Source organism: Hyphomicrobium sp., assembly GCF_020852195.1.
GTDB lineage: Bacteria > Pseudomonadota > Alphaproteobacteria > Rhizobiales > Hyphomicrobiaceae > Hyphomicrobium_C.
The window spans coordinates 1-19,943 of the sequence record NZ_JADZBI010000160.1 but is presented as its reverse complement, the minus strand read 5'-3'; the positions used below and the strand labels follow the sequence as shown (position 1 = coordinate 19,943).

Annotated in this window: 21 protein-coding genes and 1 riboswitch; of the genes, 18 read left to right on the top strand and 3 right to left on the bottom strand. The window is 68.0% G+C overall.

Features of this window, described 5'->3' with window-relative positions:
- The 5 genes from IT540_RS13770 to IT540_RS13750 form a co-directional block, all read left to right on the top strand.
- Positions 1-214: GDP-mannose 4,6-dehydratase (locus IT540_RS13770; protein ID WP_291178908.1), on the top strand; the 214-nt coding region annotated here is incomplete at its 5' end.
- Entirely contained in the window at positions 211-1,326 is a 1,116-nt protein-coding gene (locus tag IT540_RS13765; RefSeq protein ID WP_291178906.1) for a glycosyltransferase, read from the top strand. The genes IT540_RS13770 and IT540_RS13765, both read left to right, overlap by 4 nt.
- 1 nt (position 1,327) lies before the next feature.
- Positions 1,328-2,422, top strand: a complete 1,095-nt coding sequence (locus IT540_RS13760) for a glycosyltransferase family 4 protein (protein WP_291178904.1) — start codon at positions 1,328-1,330, stop codon at positions 2,420-2,422.
- Positions 2,419-3,180: a class I SAM-dependent methyltransferase gene (locus IT540_RS13755; protein WP_291178902.1), complete on the top strand. Its 762-nt coding sequence runs from the start codon at positions 2,419-2,421 to the stop codon at positions 3,178-3,180. Before IT540_RS13760 ends, IT540_RS13755 begins: the two co-directional genes overlap by 4 nt.
- Positions 3,135-4,016 carry a class I SAM-dependent methyltransferase gene (locus IT540_RS13750; protein WP_291178900.1) on the top strand — a complete coding sequence of 294 codons (882 nt, stop codon included), beginning with the start codon at positions 3,135-3,137 and terminating at the stop codon, positions 4,014-4,016. Before IT540_RS13755 ends, IT540_RS13750 begins: the two co-directional genes overlap by 46 nt.
- Here IT540_RS13750 and IT540_RS13745 read toward each other — a convergent pair.
- Both IT540_RS13745 and cobO read right to left on the bottom strand, forming a co-directional pair.
- On the bottom strand, positions 4,013-5,488 hold the full coding sequence (locus IT540_RS13745) for a cobyric acid synthase (protein ID WP_291178897.1): 1,476 nt from the start codon (positions 5,486-5,488) through the stop codon (positions 4,013-4,015). The two genes, IT540_RS13750 and IT540_RS13745, sit on opposite strands and share 4 nt — an antisense overlap.
- Positions 5,489-5,492: 4 nt before the next feature.
- Complete coding sequence (cobO, locus tag IT540_RS13740) at positions 5,493-6,104, bottom strand: cob(I)yrinic acid a,c-diamide adenosyltransferase (protein WP_291178894.1); 612 nt, start codon at positions 6,102-6,104, stop codon at positions 5,493-5,495.
- Between the two features lie 134 nt (positions 6,105-6,238).
- Between cobO and cobD the strand changes: the two genes are divergently transcribed.
- The 10 genes from cobD (at position 6,239) to cobJ (ending at position 16,833) form a co-directional block, all read left to right on the top strand.
- Positions 6,239-7,300, top strand: coding sequence for a threonine-phosphate decarboxylase CobD (gene cobD / locus IT540_RS13735; protein WP_291178891.1), 1,062 nt, complete (start codon positions 6,239-6,241; stop codon positions 7,298-7,300).
- Positions 7,301-7,318: 18 nt separating this feature from the next.
- Positions 7,319-7,514: riboswitch (cobalamin riboswitch) on the top strand.
- Positions 7,515-7,548: 34 nt separating this feature from the next.
- Entirely contained in the window at positions 7,549-7,734 is a 186-nt protein-coding gene (locus IT540_RS13730) for a CbtB domain-containing protein (protein WP_291178888.1), read from the top strand.
- Positions 7,735-7,746: 12 nt separating this feature from the next.
- Positions 7,747-8,502 carry a CbtA family protein gene (locus IT540_RS13725; RefSeq protein ID WP_291178885.1) on the top strand — a complete coding sequence of 252 codons (756 nt, stop codon included), beginning with the start codon at positions 7,747-7,749 and terminating at the stop codon, positions 8,500-8,502.
- An 18-nt stretch (positions 8,503-8,520) separates the two neighbouring features.
- Positions 8,521-8,916 (top strand): DUF1636 domain-containing protein, encoded by a 396-nt coding sequence (locus IT540_RS13720; RefSeq protein ID WP_291178881.1) that lies wholly within the window; start codon positions 8,521-8,523, stop codon positions 8,914-8,916.
- A complete protein-coding gene (gene cobW, locus IT540_RS13715; RefSeq protein ID WP_291178879.1) occupies positions 8,913-9,950 on the top strand; it encodes a cobalamin biosynthesis protein CobW in 1,038 nt (345 codons plus the stop codon). Before IT540_RS13720 ends, cobW begins: the two co-directional genes overlap by 4 nt.
- Before the next feature lie 9 nt (positions 9,951-9,959).
- Entirely contained in the window at positions 9,960-13,388 is a 3,429-nt protein-coding gene (cobN, locus tag IT540_RS13710; RefSeq protein WP_291178876.1) for a cobaltochelatase subunit CobN, read from the top strand.
- A complete protein-coding gene (gene cobG / locus IT540_RS13705; RefSeq protein ID WP_291178872.1) occupies positions 13,385-14,680 on the top strand; it encodes a precorrin-3B synthase in 1,296 nt (431 codons plus the stop codon). Before cobN ends, cobG begins: the two co-directional genes overlap by 4 nt.
- Positions 14,681-14,684: 4 nt before the next feature.
- The gene (locus tag IT540_RS13700; protein ID WP_291178868.1) at positions 14,685-15,317 is read left to right on the top strand and encodes a precorrin-8X methylmutase; all 633 of its coding nucleotides are present in this window, start codon (positions 14,685-14,687) and stop codon (positions 15,315-15,317) included.
- Positions 15,314-16,072: a precorrin-2 C(20)-methyltransferase gene (locus IT540_RS13695; RefSeq protein ID WP_291178865.1), complete on the top strand. Its 759-nt coding sequence runs from the start codon at positions 15,314-15,316 to the stop codon at positions 16,070-16,072. The genes IT540_RS13700 and IT540_RS13695 overlap by 4 nt, the downstream gene beginning before the upstream one ends.
- Positions 16,069-16,833 (top strand): precorrin-3B C(17)-methyltransferase, encoded by a 765-nt coding sequence (cobJ, locus tag IT540_RS13690; protein WP_291178862.1) that lies wholly within the window; start codon positions 16,069-16,071, stop codon positions 16,831-16,833. The genes IT540_RS13695 and cobJ overlap by 4 nt, the downstream gene beginning before the upstream one ends.
- On the opposite strand, the gene IT540_RS13685 is transcribed toward cobJ, so the two are convergent.
- Positions 16,800-17,567, bottom strand: coding sequence for a cobalt-precorrin-6A reductase (locus IT540_RS13685; RefSeq protein ID WP_291178858.1), 768 nt, complete (start codon positions 17,565-17,567; stop codon positions 16,800-16,802). The genes cobJ and IT540_RS13685 overlap by 34 nt on opposite strands.
- A 13-nt stretch (positions 17,568-17,580) precedes the next feature.
- Here IT540_RS13685 and cbiE point away from each other — a divergent pair, with 13 nt between their 5' ends.
- The 3 genes from cbiE to cobM all read left to right on the top strand — a co-directional run.
- Positions 17,581-18,813: a precorrin-6y C5,15-methyltransferase (decarboxylating) subunit CbiE gene (cbiE, locus tag IT540_RS13680; protein ID WP_291178911.1), complete on the top strand. Its 1,233-nt coding sequence runs from the start codon at positions 17,581-17,583 to the stop codon at positions 18,811-18,813.
- Complete coding sequence (locus IT540_RS13675; protein WP_291178855.1) at positions 18,807-19,193, top strand: cobalamin biosynthesis protein; 387 nt, start codon at positions 18,807-18,809, stop codon at positions 19,191-19,193. Before cbiE ends, IT540_RS13675 begins: the two co-directional genes overlap by 7 nt.
- On the top strand, positions 19,190-19,943 hold a 754-nt coding region (cobM, locus tag IT540_RS13670; RefSeq protein ID WP_291178852.1), incomplete at its 3' end, for a precorrin-4 C(11)-methyltransferase. The genes IT540_RS13675 and cobM, both read left to right, overlap by 4 nt.

The window sequence follows — 19,943 nt, the reverse complement described above, 5'->3', positions numbered from 1 at the left end:
GGAGGAGTTCGTCGCCGCAGCGTTTGGTGTCGTCGGCATCGATTGGCGCGACCATGTCGATTTCGACCCGTCGCTGCGCCGACCGTCGGAGATAGTGCATTCCCTGGGCGATGCGCGGCGCGCACGCGAACGCCTGGGTTGGGGTCCCACTGTCGGATTCGAAGAGATTGTCGAGCGTATGATCCGTGGCGAACGGGAAGGTGCTGCGACATGAGCCTTGCGGCCACCATCAAGCCCCTCATTCGCGGCGCGGAGGCTCGGGCCAAGCGTCTGGGGGCGGCGCTTCGTCCTGTCGCCCGGCCGCCCGTCGGTATCGTGATCGAACGCGCCGACTGGGCTATTCGTTGGTGGGGCACGTTTACGGCTGAGGCGGCCAACGCGCTGGCACCCGGCACGGCGCACGTCACCAGCGATCCGGCATCGCTGACCTCGGGAGTGGTTGAGTTCGGGTCGCAGTATCAGTGGGTCGAGTGGGGGCGGCACCTCTCGCCACGCTGCCGCTTCGTTTCCACGTTCTTCCACGGAAAGCCTGAGGACGGGCCGGACGTGGCGCGGCATATCGATGCTTTTCTCAGGAGCGAGGCGCGGCTTTCGAAGATTGTCGCGTCGGCTGCCATCGTTCAGGATCGATTGCGCTCGTGGGGTGTTGCCGCCCACAAGATCGTGCGCATCCCGATCGGCGTCGAGACCGATCGCTTCCTGCCTCCCACGCCATCGGAACGCGCCGAGGCTCGGCAACGCTTTGGCGTGGCATCGCACGAGATCGTGGTCGGCTCGTTCCAGAAGGACGGCAACGGCTGGGGGGAAGGTCTCGAGCCCAAGCTCATCAAGGGGCCGGACGTCTTTCTCGCCGCGGTCGAGAAGCTTTCCAGGCACGTCCCGGTCTTCGTCCTGCTCTCGGGGCCTGCTCGCGGCTACGTCAAGCAGGGGTTGGAACGCCTCGGCATCCGATATGCGCACCACTACGCATCCGATCGCGATGGGCTCGCCAAGCTCTACCACGCGCTCGATCTCTACCTCATGACTAGCCGCGAGGAGGGCGGACCTATGGCGGTGATGGAGAGCATGTCGGCGCATGTGCCGGTCGTTGCCACCCGAGTCGGAATGGCGCCGGACCTCATCACCGATGGCGTCTCGGGGGCTCTGGTCGAGGTCGGCGATGTGGATGCCATCGTGAGCAAGGCGCTCGGAATCGTCGGCGATGCGGAGGCAGCCGCCTCCTTGCGCCGTGCGGCACGCGATGCCGTGATGGTTGCCGACTGGTCCGTCGTTGGCCGGCGCCACCTCGAAGAAGTATGGCGTCCGCTGCTCGCCGGCGAGGCCTGACTTGGCCGGCGGCTTTGCCCGGACGGCTTATCGCTTCGTCAACGGCGCCGCGACGCTGGCGGTGCTTGGTGCAGCATCGGCGCACCTGCCGACGCGGGTCTTCTATGGCGGTGCCCGCTCCGGCGATGGCGGCGGGCCTTTGGTCAAGGCGCGTCTTCTCAAGCAGCACTTTCCCGACACGCGCTTCGGGTTCTCGCTGGTCTACTTGCTCTCCAACGCGCTCTATCTGCCCGATGCGGTGGTCTCCGCCATCCGGGCGCGCGGTATTCCCATCGTGCTCAACCAGAACGGCGTTTTCTACTCCGCCTGGTACCCCGAAGGCTGGGAGCGCGAGAACCGGCGCATGGCTGCGGCGTACCACCAGGCCAACCACGTGTTCTGGCAGTCGGAGTTCTGCCGGCGATGTGCGGACAAGTTCTTGGGTGCACGCCCGGGTGCGGGCGAGGTGCTCTACAATGCTGCGGATACGGTGCGCTTCCGGCCGAATGTCGAGCCGCGAAAGTCGGGGCCGTTCGTCGTTCTCGTCACGGGAAAAATAGCACCGGATACCGCTTATCGTCTTCTCTCCTCCCTTGATGGCGTGGCCGAAGCGCGGCGCGGCGGGCTCGATGCCGTGCTCAGGATTGCGGGCACTGTTGCAGGCAGTGTCGAAACCGAGATGCGTGCAAAGGCTGCCGCGCTCGGCATCGAGGATGCCGTGAGCTTCACGGGTCCTTATTCCAGCCTGGATGCGCCGGACATCTACCGGTCTGCCGACGCCTACCTCATCACCAAGCACAATGACCCGTGTCCTAACGTGGTCATCGAGGCGATGGCTTCCGGCCTTCCGGTGCTGTACTCGGCCTCCGGTGGTGTGCCGGAGCTTGTCGGAGCCGAGGCCGGCATCGGCCTGCCGGTCGAGGAGAGTTTCGAGCGCGCGGTCGTTCCCGACGGGCGCGCGATTGCAGAAGGGCTGTCGCAGATCACGGCCCGGCGCGAGGGCATGGCCGTCGCGGCGCGCGCGCGCGCCGTCGAAAGATTTGGACTTGAGAATTGGATCGCGCGACATGGCGCGGTGTTCGAGCAATTGGTCAGGGATGGGTCGGTGACGGCATGAAGGCACTGCTTCTCAAAACAGCGAACGTCCTGGCGGTCATCTGGCAACTGATCCCCGCGCGTTTCCGCCATCTCTATCTCAAAGGCCTGTTCGTTCTTGAGTCGCGGGGTGACGCTAGGAACGGCCTCAAGAATCTCTTCGCCATCCAGGACGATCTCGAGCATGTCGTGAACGAGCGCGCCCTCGTCTCCGGCGACGGCGTGCATCCCAAGCACCGGCTCACGCGCTACCATGACTTCTTCATCGAGCGGATCAGCGACAAAGACAGCGTGCTGGATGTCGGCTGCGGGTATGGCGCCGTGGCGCGCTCCATCGCGCGGGCTTATCCGAGCATCAAGGTGGTTGGTGTCGACTACGATAAGGGGCGCCTGGGGCAGGCACGCGCCAGCGACAATCCGCCGAACCTCTCGTTTGTCGAATCCGACGCCACCAAGTCCGTGCCAGAGGGACCGTGGACGGTGATCGTGCTGTCGAATGTATTCGAGCACATCACCGACCGTCCGGGGTTTCTTTCCGCCCTGATCGCCACCACGGGTGCGCAGCGCTTCCTGATCCGCGTGCCGCACTTCGAGCGGGACTGGAAGATGCCGATGCGAAAGGAGCTCGGCGTCAACTACTACTCGGATCCTGATCACAAGGTCGAGCACACGCGGGCCGAGTTCCGCGCGGATGTCGAAAAGGCCGGCCTCGAGCTCGACGAGCTCCTGACGCTATGGGGCGAGATCTGGTCCTCGCTGTCGGTCGCCAAGCGGCGATAGGCGCGTTCGGCGTCAGCATCGAGGTCGGGGACAGCGTGACACAAGAGATCAGCGGCGATCAGCGACTTCCGTTTGGGCAGGCCGTCCGCTATCTCCTCTTCAACCTGCGGCGCCTGGTCGGCTCGTTGGGGCGTGGCCCGAAATCGACGCCCTTCTTTCCCGCTCAGGAATCGATCGCCGCGTTCAGCACGCAGTCGCCAAGCCGGCTGCTGACCGAAGCTTTCCTCAGCGAGCGTCTCGCGGGCCTGGTGCCGAGCGGCCGGCTCAGCATCGTCGAGATTGGATGCGGGTCCGGGTTCATGTCGCGTCGCATGTCGGATCTTGGCATCTCGGGCTCCTACCTGGGGCTCGATATCGGGGATCGCTTCGCGGCGACCGATACGCCGAACCTTTCGGTGCGCTTTCAGCGGGGAGATGCGCATGCGTTCGAGACCTCGCCCGATAGCGTCGATCTGCTGTTCTCGTTCTCGGCGCTGGAGCACATTCCGCGGGATGCGGATCTGATCCGGAAGTTCGAGGCGTTCATGCGGCCTGGCGGCGTGGAGATCCATATTGTGCCCGCCGGGGCGGCCCTCTTTACGTACCTCTGGCACGGCTATCGGCAGTATACGCCGGTGATGATCGCCGAGCGCTTTCCTGGTGCGGACCTCACGCGTTTGGGTGGGCTCGGAAGCCTGCTTCTGCATATGCTGGTCATCACGCCGGAGATGGCCTTCGGCAAGTTCTTCCGCAGCCGGTTCGTGCGCACCTATCAGACGATGCTGCGCGCCGCGCTGAAGATTGATCGGCTGCTGCCGGTTTGTCCGACCTCCTTCGTTGTCGTGAGGAGGCACTAGCCCTGGCGGATGGTAGTCTTGCTCGCCAGCTCCAGGATGCGGTCGCAATCGACGTGCAACTCGAGATGCGCTGCGAGCGCATCGAGCGTCGCCTCCACCTCATCCTTGTAGCTCAGCGCGGAGGCGCGTGCGCCGACCTGCTCGAGCAGTTTCGCGCGATAAGCGTCGCTCGACAGCAGCCCGTGCACGTAGCAGCCCGCGATGCGGCCTGACATCGCCGTGGCGCCGTCGCCGCGCCCGTCCGAAAAGCGGAGCATCGGGGCCTGGCATCCTGGCCCCGTGGTTCTGCCGACGTGCATCTCATAGCCTTTGATGAGCACGCCGGCCGACGCCTTTCCTTCTACTTCGACCAGAACCTTGCCTCCGGCAAGAATGGTGTCGACATCGAGAAAGCCGAGGCCGGCCGTCGCGCCGGGCGGACCTTCGATGCCCTCCGGGTCCGAGATCTCGCGGCCCAGCATCTGATAGCCGCCGCAGATGCCGAGCACGTGGCCGCCGCGGCGGACATGGGCGGCAAGATCGATGTCCCAGCCCGTCTCTCGTAGCGTGGCAAGGTCGGCCATGGTGGCCTTCGAGCCGGGCAGGATGACGAGGGCAGCCGCACCGGGGATCGGCTCTCCCGGACGCAGGAACGCGACTTCCACGCCGGGCTCCAGGCGAAGCGGGTCGAAGTCGTCGAAATTGGAGATGCGCGGGTAGGCTAGAACCACGATGAGCGGGCGATCGGCAGAGGCGCCTGCGCGCTCGACCGACAGGGACTGGGAGTCCTCCGCAGGCAGGCTGTTGGCGCGATCGAAGTAGGGGATCAGACCCAACGCCTTCCATCCGGTGCGGCTCTCGATCAGCGTCATGCCGTCGGCGAAGATCGCGGGATCGCCGCGGAACTTGTTGACGATGAAGCCGGCGATCCTTTGCGCGTCCTCCGGCTCGAGCACGCACTGCGTCCCCACCAGGCTGGCGATGATGCCGCCGCGCTCGATGTCGCCGATCAGAACGACGGGTACATCGGCGGCGCGCGCGAAGCCCATGTTGGCGATGTCGCCGCTGCGAAGGTTGACCTCGGAGGCCGACCCCGCACCCTCCACTAGGACGATGTCGGCCTCGCTGCCGATCAGCCGAAAGCTTTCGAGCACCGATGCCATGAGCTGGGGCTTCATGGCGTGATACGCGCGTGCCGGCGCGTTGCCGACGACGCGGCCCTGCACCACGACCTGGGCGCCGATCTCGCTCTGCGGCTTCAGCAGCACCGGGTTCATGTGCACGGACGGTGCCACGCGGGCCGCGCGCGCCTGCAGTGCCTGCGCGCGGCCGATCTCGCCGCCGTCGGCCGTCACGGCGGCATTGTTCGACATGTTCTGCGGCTTGAAGGGGCGTACGCGCAGGCCGCGGTTGGCGAAGGCGCGCGCCAGCCCCGCGACCAGGAGCGACTTGCCGACGTCCGAGCCGGTGCCCTGGAACATGATGGCTTTCATGCGATCAGAACTCAATGCCCTCCTGGGCTTTGACGCCGGCCGCGAAGTGATGCTTGACCGGCGTCATGTCGGTGACAAGATCGGCTGCCTCGATCAGTTCGGCTTTGGCGTTGCGGCCAGTCACCACGACATGAATGTCCGGTCGGCGGGCGCGCAGCGTCGCGAGCACGTCGGCGAGCGCCAGGTGATCGTAGCGGAGCGCGATGTTGAGCTCATCGAGGATGATGAGCCTGAAGGAGGGATCGGCCAGCAGGGCCTTGGCGGCGACCCAGGCCTTCTCGGCGGCGGCGACGTCGCGGGCGTGATCCTGCGTCTCCCAGGTGAAGCCCTCTCCGAGCGTGTGCCAGACGACCTGGTCGCCGAACTTCTCGACGGCCTTTCGCTCGCCGGTCTCCCAGGCGCCCTTTCCGAACTGGACGACGCCAACGCGCATTCCCCGGCCAAGGGCGCGCAGAAGCAGGCCCCACGCGGCGGTGGATTTGCCCTTGCCCTTGCCAGTGTGCACGATCAGCAGGCCCTTTTCCTGTGTTTTGGCCGAGACCTCCGCGTCCTGCGCCGCCTTGCGCTTGGCCATCTTCTCCTTGTGCCGTACTTCGTCATGCTCGCCTGTGTGCATGGGATCACCTCTCTTTTTCGGGTTTTCTTGACAGGCCGGGTTCCAATTGACGCCGTCGTTCGGCAGCCTTTATCAAACCCGGCGTGCCGTCCGGCAAGAGGATTGAGCAGAGAGAGCGAGCAGGTGGCGACCTGATGTCCGAACGTCTGGAGGCGATCGTGCACGGCGGCGATCTCGATGCGGCACGCATGCGGTTTCCCGGCGCGCCCGAGCCGTGGATCGATCTTTCGACCGGGATCAATCCGTGCCCGTATCCGCTGCCTGAGCTTGCCGGCGACGCGTGGCAGCGTCTGCCGCAGAAGTCGGACGAATGGACGCTTCGTCAGGTGGCCGCGTGCCGCTATCGGGCGGAGGGTCCCGAGAACGTCGTATGCGCGCCCGGAACGCAGGCGCTCATCCAGGTGCTGCCAAGGCTGGTGCGTCCCACACATGTCGCTATCGTCGGGCCGACTTATGCGGAGCATGCGGTGGCCTGGCAGCGGGAGGGACACGACGTCGTCGAGATTCCCTATATCGAGGCGGCCGGCGTGGCGGACGTTGTCGTCGTGGTCAATCCGAACAACCCGACGGGACGCGTCACGGATACGGGCCGGTTGCGCGAACTGGCGGCGTCCCTGCACGCGCGCGGCAGCCTCCTCGTCGTCGACGAAGCCTTTGTCGACGTCATGCCGGATCAGGTGAGCCTTGTGCCTTGCCTGCCGCCCGCCACCGTCGTGCTGCGCTCGTTCGGAAAGATGTACGGCCTTGCCGGCGCGCGGCTCGGGTTCGCAATCGCGCATGAGGCGCTGGCTGAACGGCTCCGACAGGCTCTTGGGCCATGGGCCGTGGCGGGGCCGGCGTTGGCGATCGGCGCGGCGGCCCTTGCCGATGAGCGATGGCTCAGTGCGGCGCGGGAGCGGCTGATAGCGGACAGCCGCCGGCTCGATGCCGTGCTGGCGGCAAGCGGTTGCGACATTCTCGGGGGTACGTCGCTGTTTCGTCTCGCCGCCCATCCGAGGGCCTCCCAACTGGCGGATGTACTCGGGTGTCATGGCATCCACGTGCGGCGGTTTTCCTATGCGCCGACATGGCTTCGCCTGGGGTTGCCGGGGTCCGAGATGGCATGGCAGCGCCTTGGGCTGGCCCTGGCCGGCACGGGCGAAACCCAGGTTGGGTCCTCTCCTGGTGAGCAGGCGTGCCGAAGCGATTTCCGTTGACGTTACGCCGCGGTAGCCATTATCAAAATCGAAGACGGTTCCTCGTGAGAGGATTCAACGGGAATGCGGTGCCGCCTCCGTGAGGCCCATGCCGCAGCTGCCCCCGCAACTGTAATCGGTGAGTGTTCGGTCTCGATGCCACTGGGAAACCGGGAAGGCGGCCGGATGCAGGGACCCGAGAGCCAGGAGACCGGCCGTTCGCTTCCATTCACTCGTAGGCCCCGGAGGGGTGGTCAAGGAGAAGTCTCGTGAACGCACAAGCTCATTCCGCGCCGCTGTCGGTTGCCGGGCAGAGGTCCGAGAGCCTCAAGGCGGCTGCCGTTGCGCTGCTGCTCGGTACGGTCCTCGTCTTTACGGCGGGCTTCTCGCATTCGGCGACGATCCACAACGCTGGTCACGACACGCGTCACGCCCTCAGCTTTCCTTGCCACTGAGCGGGGAAATCCATGATCACGCGCGTTCTTGCGGCCGGCTTGGCGGCGGGTTTCGTCGCCGGTCTGCTGGTGGCCCTGCTCCAGCATTTCACGACCACGCCCCTGATCCTCGCGGCCGAGGTTTATGAAAACCAGGTGGCGTTGGATGCGCGGCCGGGTGTCGTGCTCTCCGGGATGCACGGCGCACGCCTCATTCTCGCGCATGTCGGGCACGATGCTGCGCCTGGGGCCGAGGCGGGTGACGCGTGGGCTCCGGCCGACGGTCTGGAGCGCACGGTCTATGCCAGCACCGTCACCGTCGCCACGGCGGTCGGGTTTGCCTTTCTGCTGCTCGCCGGAATGCTGGTGGCCGGCGATGCCATCGACAGGCAGCGCGCGTTGAGCTGGGCCGCCGCCGGGTTCGTGGTGACGGGGCTCGCGCCGGCCTTCGGGCTTCCTCCCGAGCTGCCGGGCATGCACGCCGCCGATCTTCTCGACCGGCAGGTGTGGTGGATCGGGACGGCGGTTGCGACGGCGACGGGTCTATGGTTGCTTCTCAGATCGCGCGGTGTTGCCTTGCCCGTGCTTGGCCTTGCTCTCTTGCTCGCGCCGCATGTCATCGGTGCGCCCCATCCCGCCGACGCAGGTGCGGGGCGCGTTCCGGCCGAGCTCGCAGCCCGGTTTGCGTCCGTCTCGCTCTCCGTCCATGCCGTGCTGTGGGTGCTCGTCGGGGTCCTGGCGGGGTGGTTCTGGCAAAGGAACGAAACCCCAGTCGTGGCCGAGGCCTAGCTGCGTGCGTCTGCTCTCATGACCGATACCGCCGTTACCGTATTCGTGTGCATTTCCTGCCGGCAGGCGAACCCGGACGGCGAGGGTTTCCATCTGCCCGGCCGCCGGCTCGCCGATGCCTTGCAAGGGCGTCTGTCGGCTGACGAGAGCATCACCGTGACGCCGGTCGAGTGCCTGGCCGTTTGCAATCGTCCGAGCACCATCGCGCTCAAGGGCAGCGGCAAGTGGACCTATCTGATCGGCAACCTTGAGACGGACGCGCATCTCGACCAGATCGTCGAATCCGTGCGAGCGTTCCAGCAATCCGACAACGGCATCATCCCGTGGAAGGAGCGCCCTGAGGCTTTCCGAAAGGGCGTCGTCGCCCGTGTGCCGCCGATCGGCTTTTCCCATCCGGAGCAAGACCCATCATGACCGCACTCGCCAAAGTGCCCTGCAGCATCGTGACCGGCTTTCTCGGTGCCGGAAAAACAACGCTCGTGCGCAACATCCTGCAAAACGCCCAGGGGCGGCGCCTTGCCGTGATCGTCAACGAGTTCGGCGACGTCGGCATCGACGGCGAGATCCTCAAGGGCTGCGGGGTCGAGAGCTGCAGCGAGGATCGCATCGTCGAGCTGTCGAACGGCTGCATCTGCTGCACGGTGGCCGACGACTTCGTGCCTGCGCTCGAGGGGCTGCTGAGGCTCGCGGAGCCGCCCGAGCACATCCTGATCGAGACCTCCGGGCTCGCGCTGCCGAAGCCGCTGGTGCAGGCGTTCAACTGGCCGGCCATCGCCTCGCGCGTCACCGTGGACGGCGTCATCGCCGTCGTGGACGGTGCGGCGGTGGCGGCGGGACGCTTCGCCGACGATCCCGAGGCACTGGCCGCTCAGCGCGCCGACGACGCCTCGGTCGATCACGAGAACCCGCTCGAGGAGGTCTACGAGGACCAGCTTCTCTGCGCCGACCTGATCGTGCTCAACAAGACGGATCTCATGACGGCGGCAGAGCTGGAGCAGGTCGCGAGCGACATCAAGGCCGCCGTGCCGCGGGTCGTCAAGGTGGTGGAGACGACGGGCGGGCAACTCGATGCCAAGGTGCTCCTCGGCCTCGGCGCCGCGGCGGAGACGGATCTCGCGGCGCGTCCGTCCCATCACGACAACGAGGCCGAGCACGACCACGACGACTTCGACACGTTCATCGTCGATATCCCCGCGCTCGACGCGCCTGATAAGCTGCTGGACCGGATCAGGAGTGCGGCGGACGACCACGATATCCTGCGGATCAAGGGCTTTGCCGAGGTGAAGGGCAAGCCGATGCGGCTGCTCATCCAGGGCGTGGGCTCGCGTCTTCAGCACCAGTTCGACCGCCCGTGGCGCCCCGACGAGAGCCGCCAGGGCCGCCTTGTGGTCATCGGCCAGAAAGGGCTGGACCGCGAGGCCATCGCACAGGCCATTGGGAGCGTGTAAAGTCGCGGAATGCATCTGCTCGCTGTCGAAACGGGTTCGCTGGATGAAGTAGACGGTGCGGTCGATCTAGGTCAGACGCCCGCCGACGTCGTCGTGCTGTCGTTCAGCGACAGCGACCTTTCGGCGCTGGCGGCGGTCTGGGGCGAGGATCCGTCCCTGTTTCCCTCTTTGCGGCTGGCGAGCCTCAAGAAGCTTCGTCATCCGATGTCGGTGGACCTCTATGTCGAGCGCGTCGTCCAAGGGGCGCGCCTCGTCATCGTGCGAGGGCTCGGTGGGCTCGACTATTGGCGCTACGGCTTCGAGCAGATTGCGGAGGTCGCCCGCCGGCGGAAGATCCTGCTCGTCGCGCTGCCGGGCGACGACCGGCGCGATCCGCGGCTGGATGCGATCTCGACGGTGCCGCGTGACGCGCTGGGGGCGTTCGAGCGCTATTTCCGGGCCGGTGGTCCGGCCAATGCGCGCAATCTCCTGCTCTATGCCGCGCGACTGCTCGGAGCGCATGCGAGCCTCGATCCTCCGGTGGAGCTCGACGCGGCGCTGGCCCTCGACTCCAACGGCGATCCTGCGGCCCTGGCGAACGTCGGACGCGCTTCCGACCGCCCCGTTGCGCTCGTCGTCTTCTATCGGGCAAGTCTGCTAGCCGGCGACCACCGGCCCATCGCCGCGCTCACGGAGCAATTGGAGCAGCGCGGCCTTCGCGCCATCGCCGTCGCGGTGACGAGTCTCAAGGACGTGGAGGTTGCGGGGCCGGTTTCCGATCTCATCCGCCGCGTCCGACCGGACGTCATCCTCAATGCGACGGCGTTCTCGGCCATGCGTGCCGACGATACGACCCTGCTCGACGGCGCCGACTGTCCGGTGCTGCAGGTGGTGCTGGCGGGGCATCCGCGATCGGCCTGGCAGGCGGCGTCGCGCGGTCTGTCGCCTAGCGACCTCGCGATGAACGTGGTGCTGCCGGAGCTGGACGGCCGCCTCTTCACGCGTGCCATCTCGTTCAAGGCGGATCTCGCGGCCGAGCCGGGGCTCGAGTATGCGCGCGTCGTGCACGAGCCGGATGCCGGCCGTGTTGCCTTTGTGGCCGATCTTGCGGCGGCATGGGTTCGCCTGCGCCGTAAGGAGCGGTCGGAGCGCAGGGTTGCGCTGCTGCTCTCCGACTATCCTAATCGCGCGGGCCGGACAGGTTATGCATGCGGTCTCGATACGTCCGAGAGCGTGGCCGAGATCGTCTCGGCGCTTGGTGCGGCGGGCTATGCTGTGGGTGCCGAGCCGGTCGACGCCGGCGACCTGATCGCGCGGCTCTCGGGCTTTGCGCCGTCGGATGCGATCGATGTTCCGCTGGATTGGTATGCGGGGAGCCTGGCCGGGATGCCGGAAGGCATTCGTAACGCGCTCGCCGAAGCATGGGGTGCGCCGGAGGACGATCCCGCCTGCCGTGGCGGGCACCTCCGCTTTTCGTGCGTCCGGCGTGGAAATCTCGTCGTGGCGCTGCAGCCCGATCGCGGTCCACGCGGCGACCGCAAGGCCGGGTATCATGACCTGCAACTGCCGCCGCGGCACGCCTATGTGGCGCTGTACGCTTGGCTGCGGGAGCAGGAGCGGATCGACGCGCTCGTGCACATGGGCACGCACGGCACGCTGGAATGGCTGCCGGGCAAGGCGCTGGCCCTTTCCGACGCGTGCTTCCCGGAGGCCGTGCTCGGGCCGGTGCCCGTGGTCTATCCGTTCATCGTCAACAACCCTGGCGAGGCCGTGCAGGCCAAGCGGCGCATCTCGGCCGTCACCATCGGCCACATGACGCCGCCGCTCTGCGAGGCGGGCCTCGAAGGGCCGCTGGGCGAGCTCGAAGGGCTGATCGAGGAGTACGCGGAGGCCGACGGCGTGGACCGGCGGCGTATCGCCATCCTCGAGCGCGAGATCCTGGACCGGGCGTGGCGCTCGGGGCTTGCCAAGGATTGCGGCCTCGAGAGGACGGATGTGCCGCGCGACGCCATCGCCAAGCTCGACGCGCAGCTTTGCGACATCAAGGATCTCGCCATCCGCGATCATCTGCATGTCTTCGGACGCGTGCCGTCTCCCGAGACTTGCGCCGCGCTTGCTGCAGCCATCGTTCGCGCTTCGCCTGCGGCCGATGCAGCCGCGGTGGAAGGCGCCGTCGCCGAGTGCGCGCGCCACGAGCGGGAAGCCTTGCTTGCGGCGCTCGACGGCCGGCGCGTCGCGCCGGGGCCTTCGGGAGCGCCGACGCGCGGCCGGCGCGACGTTTTGCCGACAGGACGTAATCTCACGACCATCGATCCGCGCGCGGTGCCAACGCGCACGGCGACCATCGTCGGTCAGCGCGCGGCCGACGAGGTGGTACGCCGGTATCTGCAGGATCATGGCGACTATCCGCGCGTTCTGATGCTCGACCTGTGGGCGTCGGCCTCGCTGCGCACGGGCGGTGACGACCTTGCCCAGGCGCTGGCCTTCCTCGGTGCGCGGCCGAAGTGGGACGACGGATCGAACCGCGTGGTCGGCGTCGAGGTGCTGCCCATCGCCAAGCTGGCGCGTCCGCGCATCGACGTCACGCTGCGCATCTCGGGATCGTTCCGCGACATCTTTCCGGCGCAGATCGCGCTGTTCGATCTCGCGGTACGCCTAGTTGCCGAGCGCGACGAGCCCGAGGAATGGAACCCGCTGGCCGTGGTGCGGCGTCAAGGCGCGAGCCTTGCGCGCATCTTCGGGGGCGAGCCCGGAACCTATGGTGCGGGCGCGGCCGCGGCAGCCCTCGACGGTGCCTGGGGCTCGCGTGGCGACCTCGCCGCCGCCTACCTCGAAGCGTCGTCACATGCCTATGGTGCCGAAAGCGCCGAGCGTTCGGCCCCGCAGGAATTCGCCGATCGCGTCGCGGCCGCCGATGCGCTGGTGCATCCGCAGGATGACCGGGAGCGCGACCTTCTGGACGGCGATGGTGTCGCCGATTTCGCCGGCGGCTTCGCGGCAGCGGCAGCTCAGATGGGGCGCGCGCCTTCGCTTTATCATCTCGACACGAGCCGGCCCGAGGAGCCACGCGCCCGCACCATCGAGGAGGAGATCGTCCGCATCGTGCGCGGCCGGCTGACCAATCCACGCTGGCTCTCGGGCATGGTCGGGCATGGCCACCGTGGCGTGGCGGAGATCGCTCAGGGTGTCGATGCGCTCTACGCCTTCGCGGCAACGGCGGGTGTGGTTGGAGACCACTTGTTCGATGCGGTGCATGATGCCGTCATCGCGGATGAGGCGCGGCTTGCGTCGCTCGTCGACCTCAATCCGCATGCCATGGGCGCTATCGCGTCGCGGCTCAAGGATGCCATCGACAGGCGTCTGTGGACGCCGCGCCGCAACGCCGTGCATGCGGAGCTTGCGCGTGTGCTTGGCGGGAGAGATGCCGTTCCACTGGTCAATGAGCGGGCCGCCTCATGAGCAGCAGTGCCGCCATAGCCGAGCCGGCGTCGGTCAAGGGGTGGTGTCCCGGTGCGCTCCGCCCCATGCAGACCGGTGATGGGCTGATCGTGCGCGTGCGGCCCCGTTGCGGCGCGCTCAGCGTGTCGCAGATGCTCGCGGTGTCGGAGGTTGCCCGGCGCCACGGGAACGGGCTCATCGATCTCACGCGGCGCGCCAACCTGCAGATCCGCGGTGTGGACGCGCGCGATCTTCCGTCGCTATGGGCAGCGTTGTCCGAATGCGGACTGATCGACGCGCATGCCGATGCGGAGGCCGTGCGCAACGTGATGGTGATCCCGCTCACGGGCATCGACGCGACGGAGGTTTGCGACGTCCGGCCGATAGCCGCGAGGCTCGAGGCGGCACTCGCGGAGACGCCGGCGCTGTGGGCGCTGCCGGGCAAGTTCGGTTTCGTCGTCGATGGCGGCGGCTTGCTGTCGCTCGACGGCGAGCGTGCCGATATCCGGCTCAAGGCCTTCCATGCTGAAGGCGGCATCCGGATCGCCATTGGCATCGATACAACGCAAGGGACCCAATGGCTGCGGCTGCTCGATCCGGAGGCGACGCACGCGGCTGCGGTGCGGCTGGCGACGGCGTTTGTCGCGCTTCCTAAGTCGCAGCCCCGGGCACGGATGCGCGACCTCGATCCTTCCGGCGTTGGAGTTTTGCGGGAGGTGCTGGCGCGTTGCGGAGCGCCGGCGGGCGATCTTCCCTCGGTTAACGCGGGTGCCTGCAAGCGCGTCGGTCTTATCGAAACGCGCGGCAGTATCGTCGCAGTCGGTGTCGGCGCGCCGTTCGGGCGCCTTACGGTGCGGGGGCTGACTCGTATTGCGGAGACGGCAGCCGAGCTTGGCGTCGCCGCGTTCCGATTGTCGCCCTGGCGTGTGCTCTATGCGCCGGTGACCGGAAGCCGCGAGGCGTCCATTCTCCTCGATACGGCGCGCGCAGGTGGGCTCGTCACCGCGGCCGATGATCCCCTGCTGGCGATCGATGCGTGTCCGGGTGCGCCGGCTTGCCGCTCCGCCTCGGCCGACACGCGGGCGGTCGCGCTTCGCATCGCGGCCATGATGCCGCTGCCCGGCGTGACGTCGGTGCATGTCTCGGGATGCGCCAAGGGGTGCGCCCGATCCCGCGCGGCCGATCTGGTGCTGGTTGCCGGTCCCAAGGGCCTGGGCATCGTCCGCAACGGCTCCGCCGCAGCATCGCCGAACGCGTTCGTCGCGCCCGACGATCTTCACGATCTCCCCGCCATTCTTAGGCCCGGAGGTTGACGGCATGCAGCGCGAGCGCACCTATCTCCGCGACGGACCGGAGATCTATCGCAACTCGTTCTCCATCATTCGCGCCGAGGCGGATCTCTCGCACTTCAAGGGCCACGCCGAGAAGGTCGCCGTGCGCATCATCCATGCCTCCGGCATGGTGGAGATCGCATCCGACATCGTCATGTCGGACGATTTCGCCGCGGCGGCGCGGGGCGCGCTGCTCGCCGGCGCGCCCGTCCTCTGCGATGCCAACATGGTGGCCTATGGCGTCACGCGGAGCCGCCTGCCGGCGCGCAACGACGTGATCTGCACCCTCGGCGATCCCGGGGTGCCGGAGCTTGCGCGCCGCATGAGAACCACGCGCTCGGCGGCCGCTCTCGAGCTGTGGCGGCCGCGGCTCGGCGGTGCCGTGGTCGCCATCGGCAATGCGCCGACTGCGCTGTTCCGCCTGCTCGAGATGCTGGACGAGGGGGCGCCACAGCCGGCCGCGGTCATCGGCATTCCCGTAGGGTTCGTCGGCGCGGCGGAGTCCAAGGAGGCGCTGCGCGTGTCCGGTCACTGTCCGTACCTGATCGTCACGGGCCGCAAGGGCGGCAGCGCCATGGCGGCGGCGGCGGTCAACGCGCTCGCAAGCGAGTCCGAATGATCTCTCTCGAGGACATCGCCGGGACGGCGAAGGCCGGGACCCTCTACGGCATCGGCGTCGGCCCCGGCGACGCGCGCTATCTCACGCTGCGCGCGGCCGTGCTCGTGCGCTCGGTGGACGTGATTGCATACTTCGCCAAGAAGGGCCGGCAAGGCAATGCGCGCAAGATCGTGTCGCCGCTCGTCGGAGCGGATCGCCGCGAGCTCAAGCTCGTGTATCCGGTGACGGACGAGATCCCGGCCGATCACCCGGATTACCGCGCCCATATCGGCGCGTTCTACGCCGAGACCACGGCCATCATCGAGCAGGAGCTCAGGGGCGGAAATTCCGTCGGGCTGTTGGCCGAGGGCGATCCCTTCTTCTACGGTTCGTTCATGCACATGTGGCGGCGGCTCGACGACGTGGTGCCCGTCGAGGTGGTGCCGGGTGTCACCGGCATGTCCGGATGCTGGACGCGCGCCAATGCGCCCATCACCTGGGGTGACGACATCCTGACGGTCGTGCCCGGCACGCTCGACGAGCAGAGGCTGACGGAACGCCTGGCGTCGTCGGATGCGGCCGTGATCATGAAGATCGGGCGCAATCTCCCCAAGGTGCGCCGCGCGGTGGAGGCAGCCGGTCTCACCGAGCGTGCCATCTACGTCGAGCGGGGCACGATGGCCGACGAGCGGATCCTACCGCTCGCCGATTGCGACGGCCTGGACGGAACTTACTTCGCCATGGTGATCATTCCGGGGCAGGGGCGGCGCATATGACGGGCAAGCTCACAGTGGTGGGGCTCGGTCCCGGCAGCGCGGAGCTGACCACGCCTGCCGTCAGCCGCGCGCTCGCCGAGGCGACCGATCTCGTCGGTTACACTACGTATCTGGATCGCGTGCCGGTTGGTATCGAACGACAGCGCCGCCACGGCTCCGACAACCGCGTCGAGGTCGAGCGTGCGCGACATGCGCTGTCGCTGGCGGCGTCGGGAAATAACGTTGTTGTCGTCTCGAGCGGTGATCCGGGCGTGTTCGCCATGGCGGCGGCGCTGTTCGAGGCCGTGGAGTCCGGCGACCCATCCTGGCGCACGCTCGACATCCGCATCGAGCCCGGGGTGACGGCGATGCTCGCGGCGGCCGCGGAGGCCGGTGCTCCGCTCGGCGGCGACTTCTGTGCCATCTCGCTGTCGGACAACCTCAAGGCCTGGGCCACCATTGCGCAGCGCCTCGAGGCGGCTGCGCGGGGCGACTTCGTCATCGCGCTTTACAACCCTGCCTCGGTCGCGCGTCCGGATCAGCTTGGGCAAGCTTTCGACTTGCTGCGGAGCGTCAAAGCGCCGGACACGCCGGTCGTTTTCGTCAGGGCCGCCGGCACGCCGGAGGCCAGGCTCAGGATCGCGCGGCTCGGCGATGCCGACCCGGCGGGCGCCGACATGCGCACGCTCGTGCTCGTGGGGTCGAGCCGTACCCGGCTGATCGAACGTCCCGGCGGAGCGCCGTGGATCTACACGCCGCGTTCCGAGCGAGACGTCGCATGAAGCCGCGCCAGCCAGTCGACAGCCTGATCGGCGTCAGCCACGAAGTCGCGGCCGGCCTTGTGTGGTCGCTCGATCATGATCACGGGCAACGCGAGGTTGCGCGCGGCCTCGATCTTGGCATAGGTCGCCGCGCCGCCTGCGTTCTTGGTGACGACGACGTCGATGCGGTGGGACGTCAGAAGATCGATCTCGTCCTGAAGCACGAACGGGCCTCTCGCCTGGATGAGCGTGATGTCGGGTGGGAGCGCGGCCGCGTCCGGCGGCTCGATGGAGCGGATGACATAGGCGTGGCGCGGTGCGCTGCGGAAGGCGCCGACGCCTTGCCGGCCGACGCTCAGGAACACGCGACGCGGCTCTGTGCCCAGGGCGCCGGCCGCGTCCTCGGTCGTTGCGACGGTGTGCCAGCGGTCTTCCGGCTCGGGCCGCCAGGGCGGGCGCACGACGGTGCAGAGCGGAATGCCGCGCTCGCGCGTTGCGGCCTCGGTGTTGCGCGAGATTTCGGCCGCGAAGGCGTGCGTCGCGTCGATGACGGATTCGATTCCGGTTTCCGCGAGCCAGTGCGCAAGCCCCGTCGCGCCGCCGAAGCCGCCGACGCGGAGCGCGACGCCGGGGAGCGTCGCGGGCTTCTCCGTGCGTCCGGCGAGCGACAGCGTCACCTCGAACCTCGGGTCACCGGCGAGGTGGCGCGTGATGGCCGACGCCTCCGTGGTGCCGCCGAGGATCAGGACGCGCATCGAGGTTTCTTCCATGGGCGATGAGCCGCTCACGTCGCGGGATCGGCGCTGGCTCTCTCTGATCGGGATCGGCGAGGATGGCCTTGCCGGGCTCTCGGATGCGGCCAAGGCGCTCCTCCAGGGTGCCGAGCTGGTCGTCGGCGGTAAACGTCACCTCATGTTGGCGCGGGATGCGATCCACGGCAAGACGCTCTCCTGGCCGAGCCCGCTCAGCGAGGCGTTTCCCGAGATTTCCGCGCGGCGGGGGCGGCCGGTCGCGGTGCTGGCCAGCGGGGATCCGTTCTTCTACGGCGTCGGCAAGCAGATCGTCGAGGTCGTGCCGGTGGACGAGATCCTCTGCCTGCCGCAGCCCTCGGCCTTCAGCCTGGCGGCGGCGCGGCTAGGATGGCCGCTGCAGGACTGCGCTCTCGTCACCCTGCACGGGCGTCCGCTCGAGGCCATCATCCGCCACCTACAGCCGGGAGGGCGCATCCTCGCCCTGTCGTGGGACGGCGAGACGCCGGCCCGTCTGGCCAAGCTGCTTGCGGCACGCGGGTTCGGCGCCGCCACGCTCACCATTCTCGAAGCGCTCGGCGGACCGCGCGAGCGTGTCCGTACGTGCGCGGCGTCCGACTTCGCGCTTGCCGCCGTCGATAGTCTCAATACAGTCGCCATCGTGCTGCCCTCGGATGCGGCGACGCTGAGCCTCGCGGCGGGGCTCGACGACAGTCTGTTCGAGAGCGACGGCCAATTGACCAAACGCGAGATCCGCGCCGTGACGCTCTCGTCGCTGGCCCCGCGTGCGGGCGAGCTTCTGTGGGACGTGGGGCTCGGGGCCGGGTCTATCGCGATCGAGTGGCTTCTGCGGCATCCGGCCATGCGAGCGATTGGCATCGAGGAGCGGGTGGACCGCGCGGAGCGGGCCGCGCGCAACGCGGCGGCGCTCGGCACGCCGGACCTCCGTATCGTGACGGGCCGCGCGCCCGAGGCGTTCTCTGGCCTGCCGGCGCCCGATGCCGTATTCCTCGGCGGCGGCATGGGCGATGCCGGCGTGTTCGAGGCCGCGTGGGCGGCACTCAAGCCCGGCGGCCGGCTGGTCGCCAACGCGGTCGCGCTCAGGACGGAACAGCGGATGCTCGACCTCTACCATCAGCACGGTGGCGATCTCGTGCGTCTGGATGTGGCCCGCGCGAGCCCGATTGGCAACGAGGTCGCCTGGTCTCCGGCTAGGCCCGTGACGCAGTGGCGCGCGAGGAAGCCATGCTAGCGTGCGGCATTGGTTGCCGGCGCGGGACGCCGGCTGACGATATCGAGGCCGCGATCCGCGATGCGCGGACGGCGCTTGGCTGTGCGGACGAGATCGCCGTCATTGCGACGGAAGCGTCGAAGCTCCATGAGCCGGGCTTGCGCGAAGCCGCGCGGCGTCTGGGCGTGGTGCTGGTAGCCTACAGTGCAGCGGAGCTGCGCAGCGCGGCGGACGCGGTGCTCACGGCCTCGCACGCCGCGCTGCTGCACAAGGACACGCCCTCCGTTGCGGAGGCTGCCGCGCTGCTCGCCGGTGGCGCCAATGCGCGGCTGCTCGGGCCGCGACTTGCCAATCCCACGACCACATGCGCGTTTGCGGTCGGCGATGGGGCGCTGCCATGACGGTGCATTTCATCGGAGCGGGGCCGGGTGCGCCCGACCTGATCACGGTGCGCGGACGCGACCTGATCGCCGCCTGCCCTGTGTGTCTCTACGCGGGATCGCTCGTTCCCAAGGCTCTGCTCGACTACTGCCCGGAGGGCGCCCGCATCGTCGATACGGCGCCGCTCTCCCTCGACGAGATCATGGCCGAGATCAAGTCGGCGCATGACGCCGGCAAGGATGTCGCGCGGCTGCATTCCGGGGATCTGTCGATCTGGAGCGCGGTCGGGGAGCAGATCAAGCGGCTCGAAGCGCTCGGCATTCCCTATACGATGACGCCTGGCGTGCCGGCTTTCGCCGCTGCCGCTGCCGCGCTCGGTCAGGAGCTGACGTTGCCGGAGGTCGCGCAGTCGCTCGTTCTGACGCGGACGCCGGGGCGGGCGTCCGCCATGCCGCCGACGGAAACGCTGGTGACCTTTGCCGCGGCGCGGACCACGCTCGCGATTCACCTCTCGATCCAGAGCATCGACCGCGTGGCGGGCGAGCTTGTGCCTTTCTATGGCGCGGACTGCCCGGCCGTGGTGGTGGCCAGGGCAAGCTGGCCGGACCAGGAGATCGTGCGCGCGACGCTCGGCACCATTGCCGGCGCGGTCAAGGAGACGGGCATCGACCGCACCGCGCTGATCCTGGTCGGGCCGGCACTGGCTTTCCGCGATTTCCGCGAAAGCGCGCTCTACAGCGTCGACTATCAAAGACGCTACCGGGGGCGGT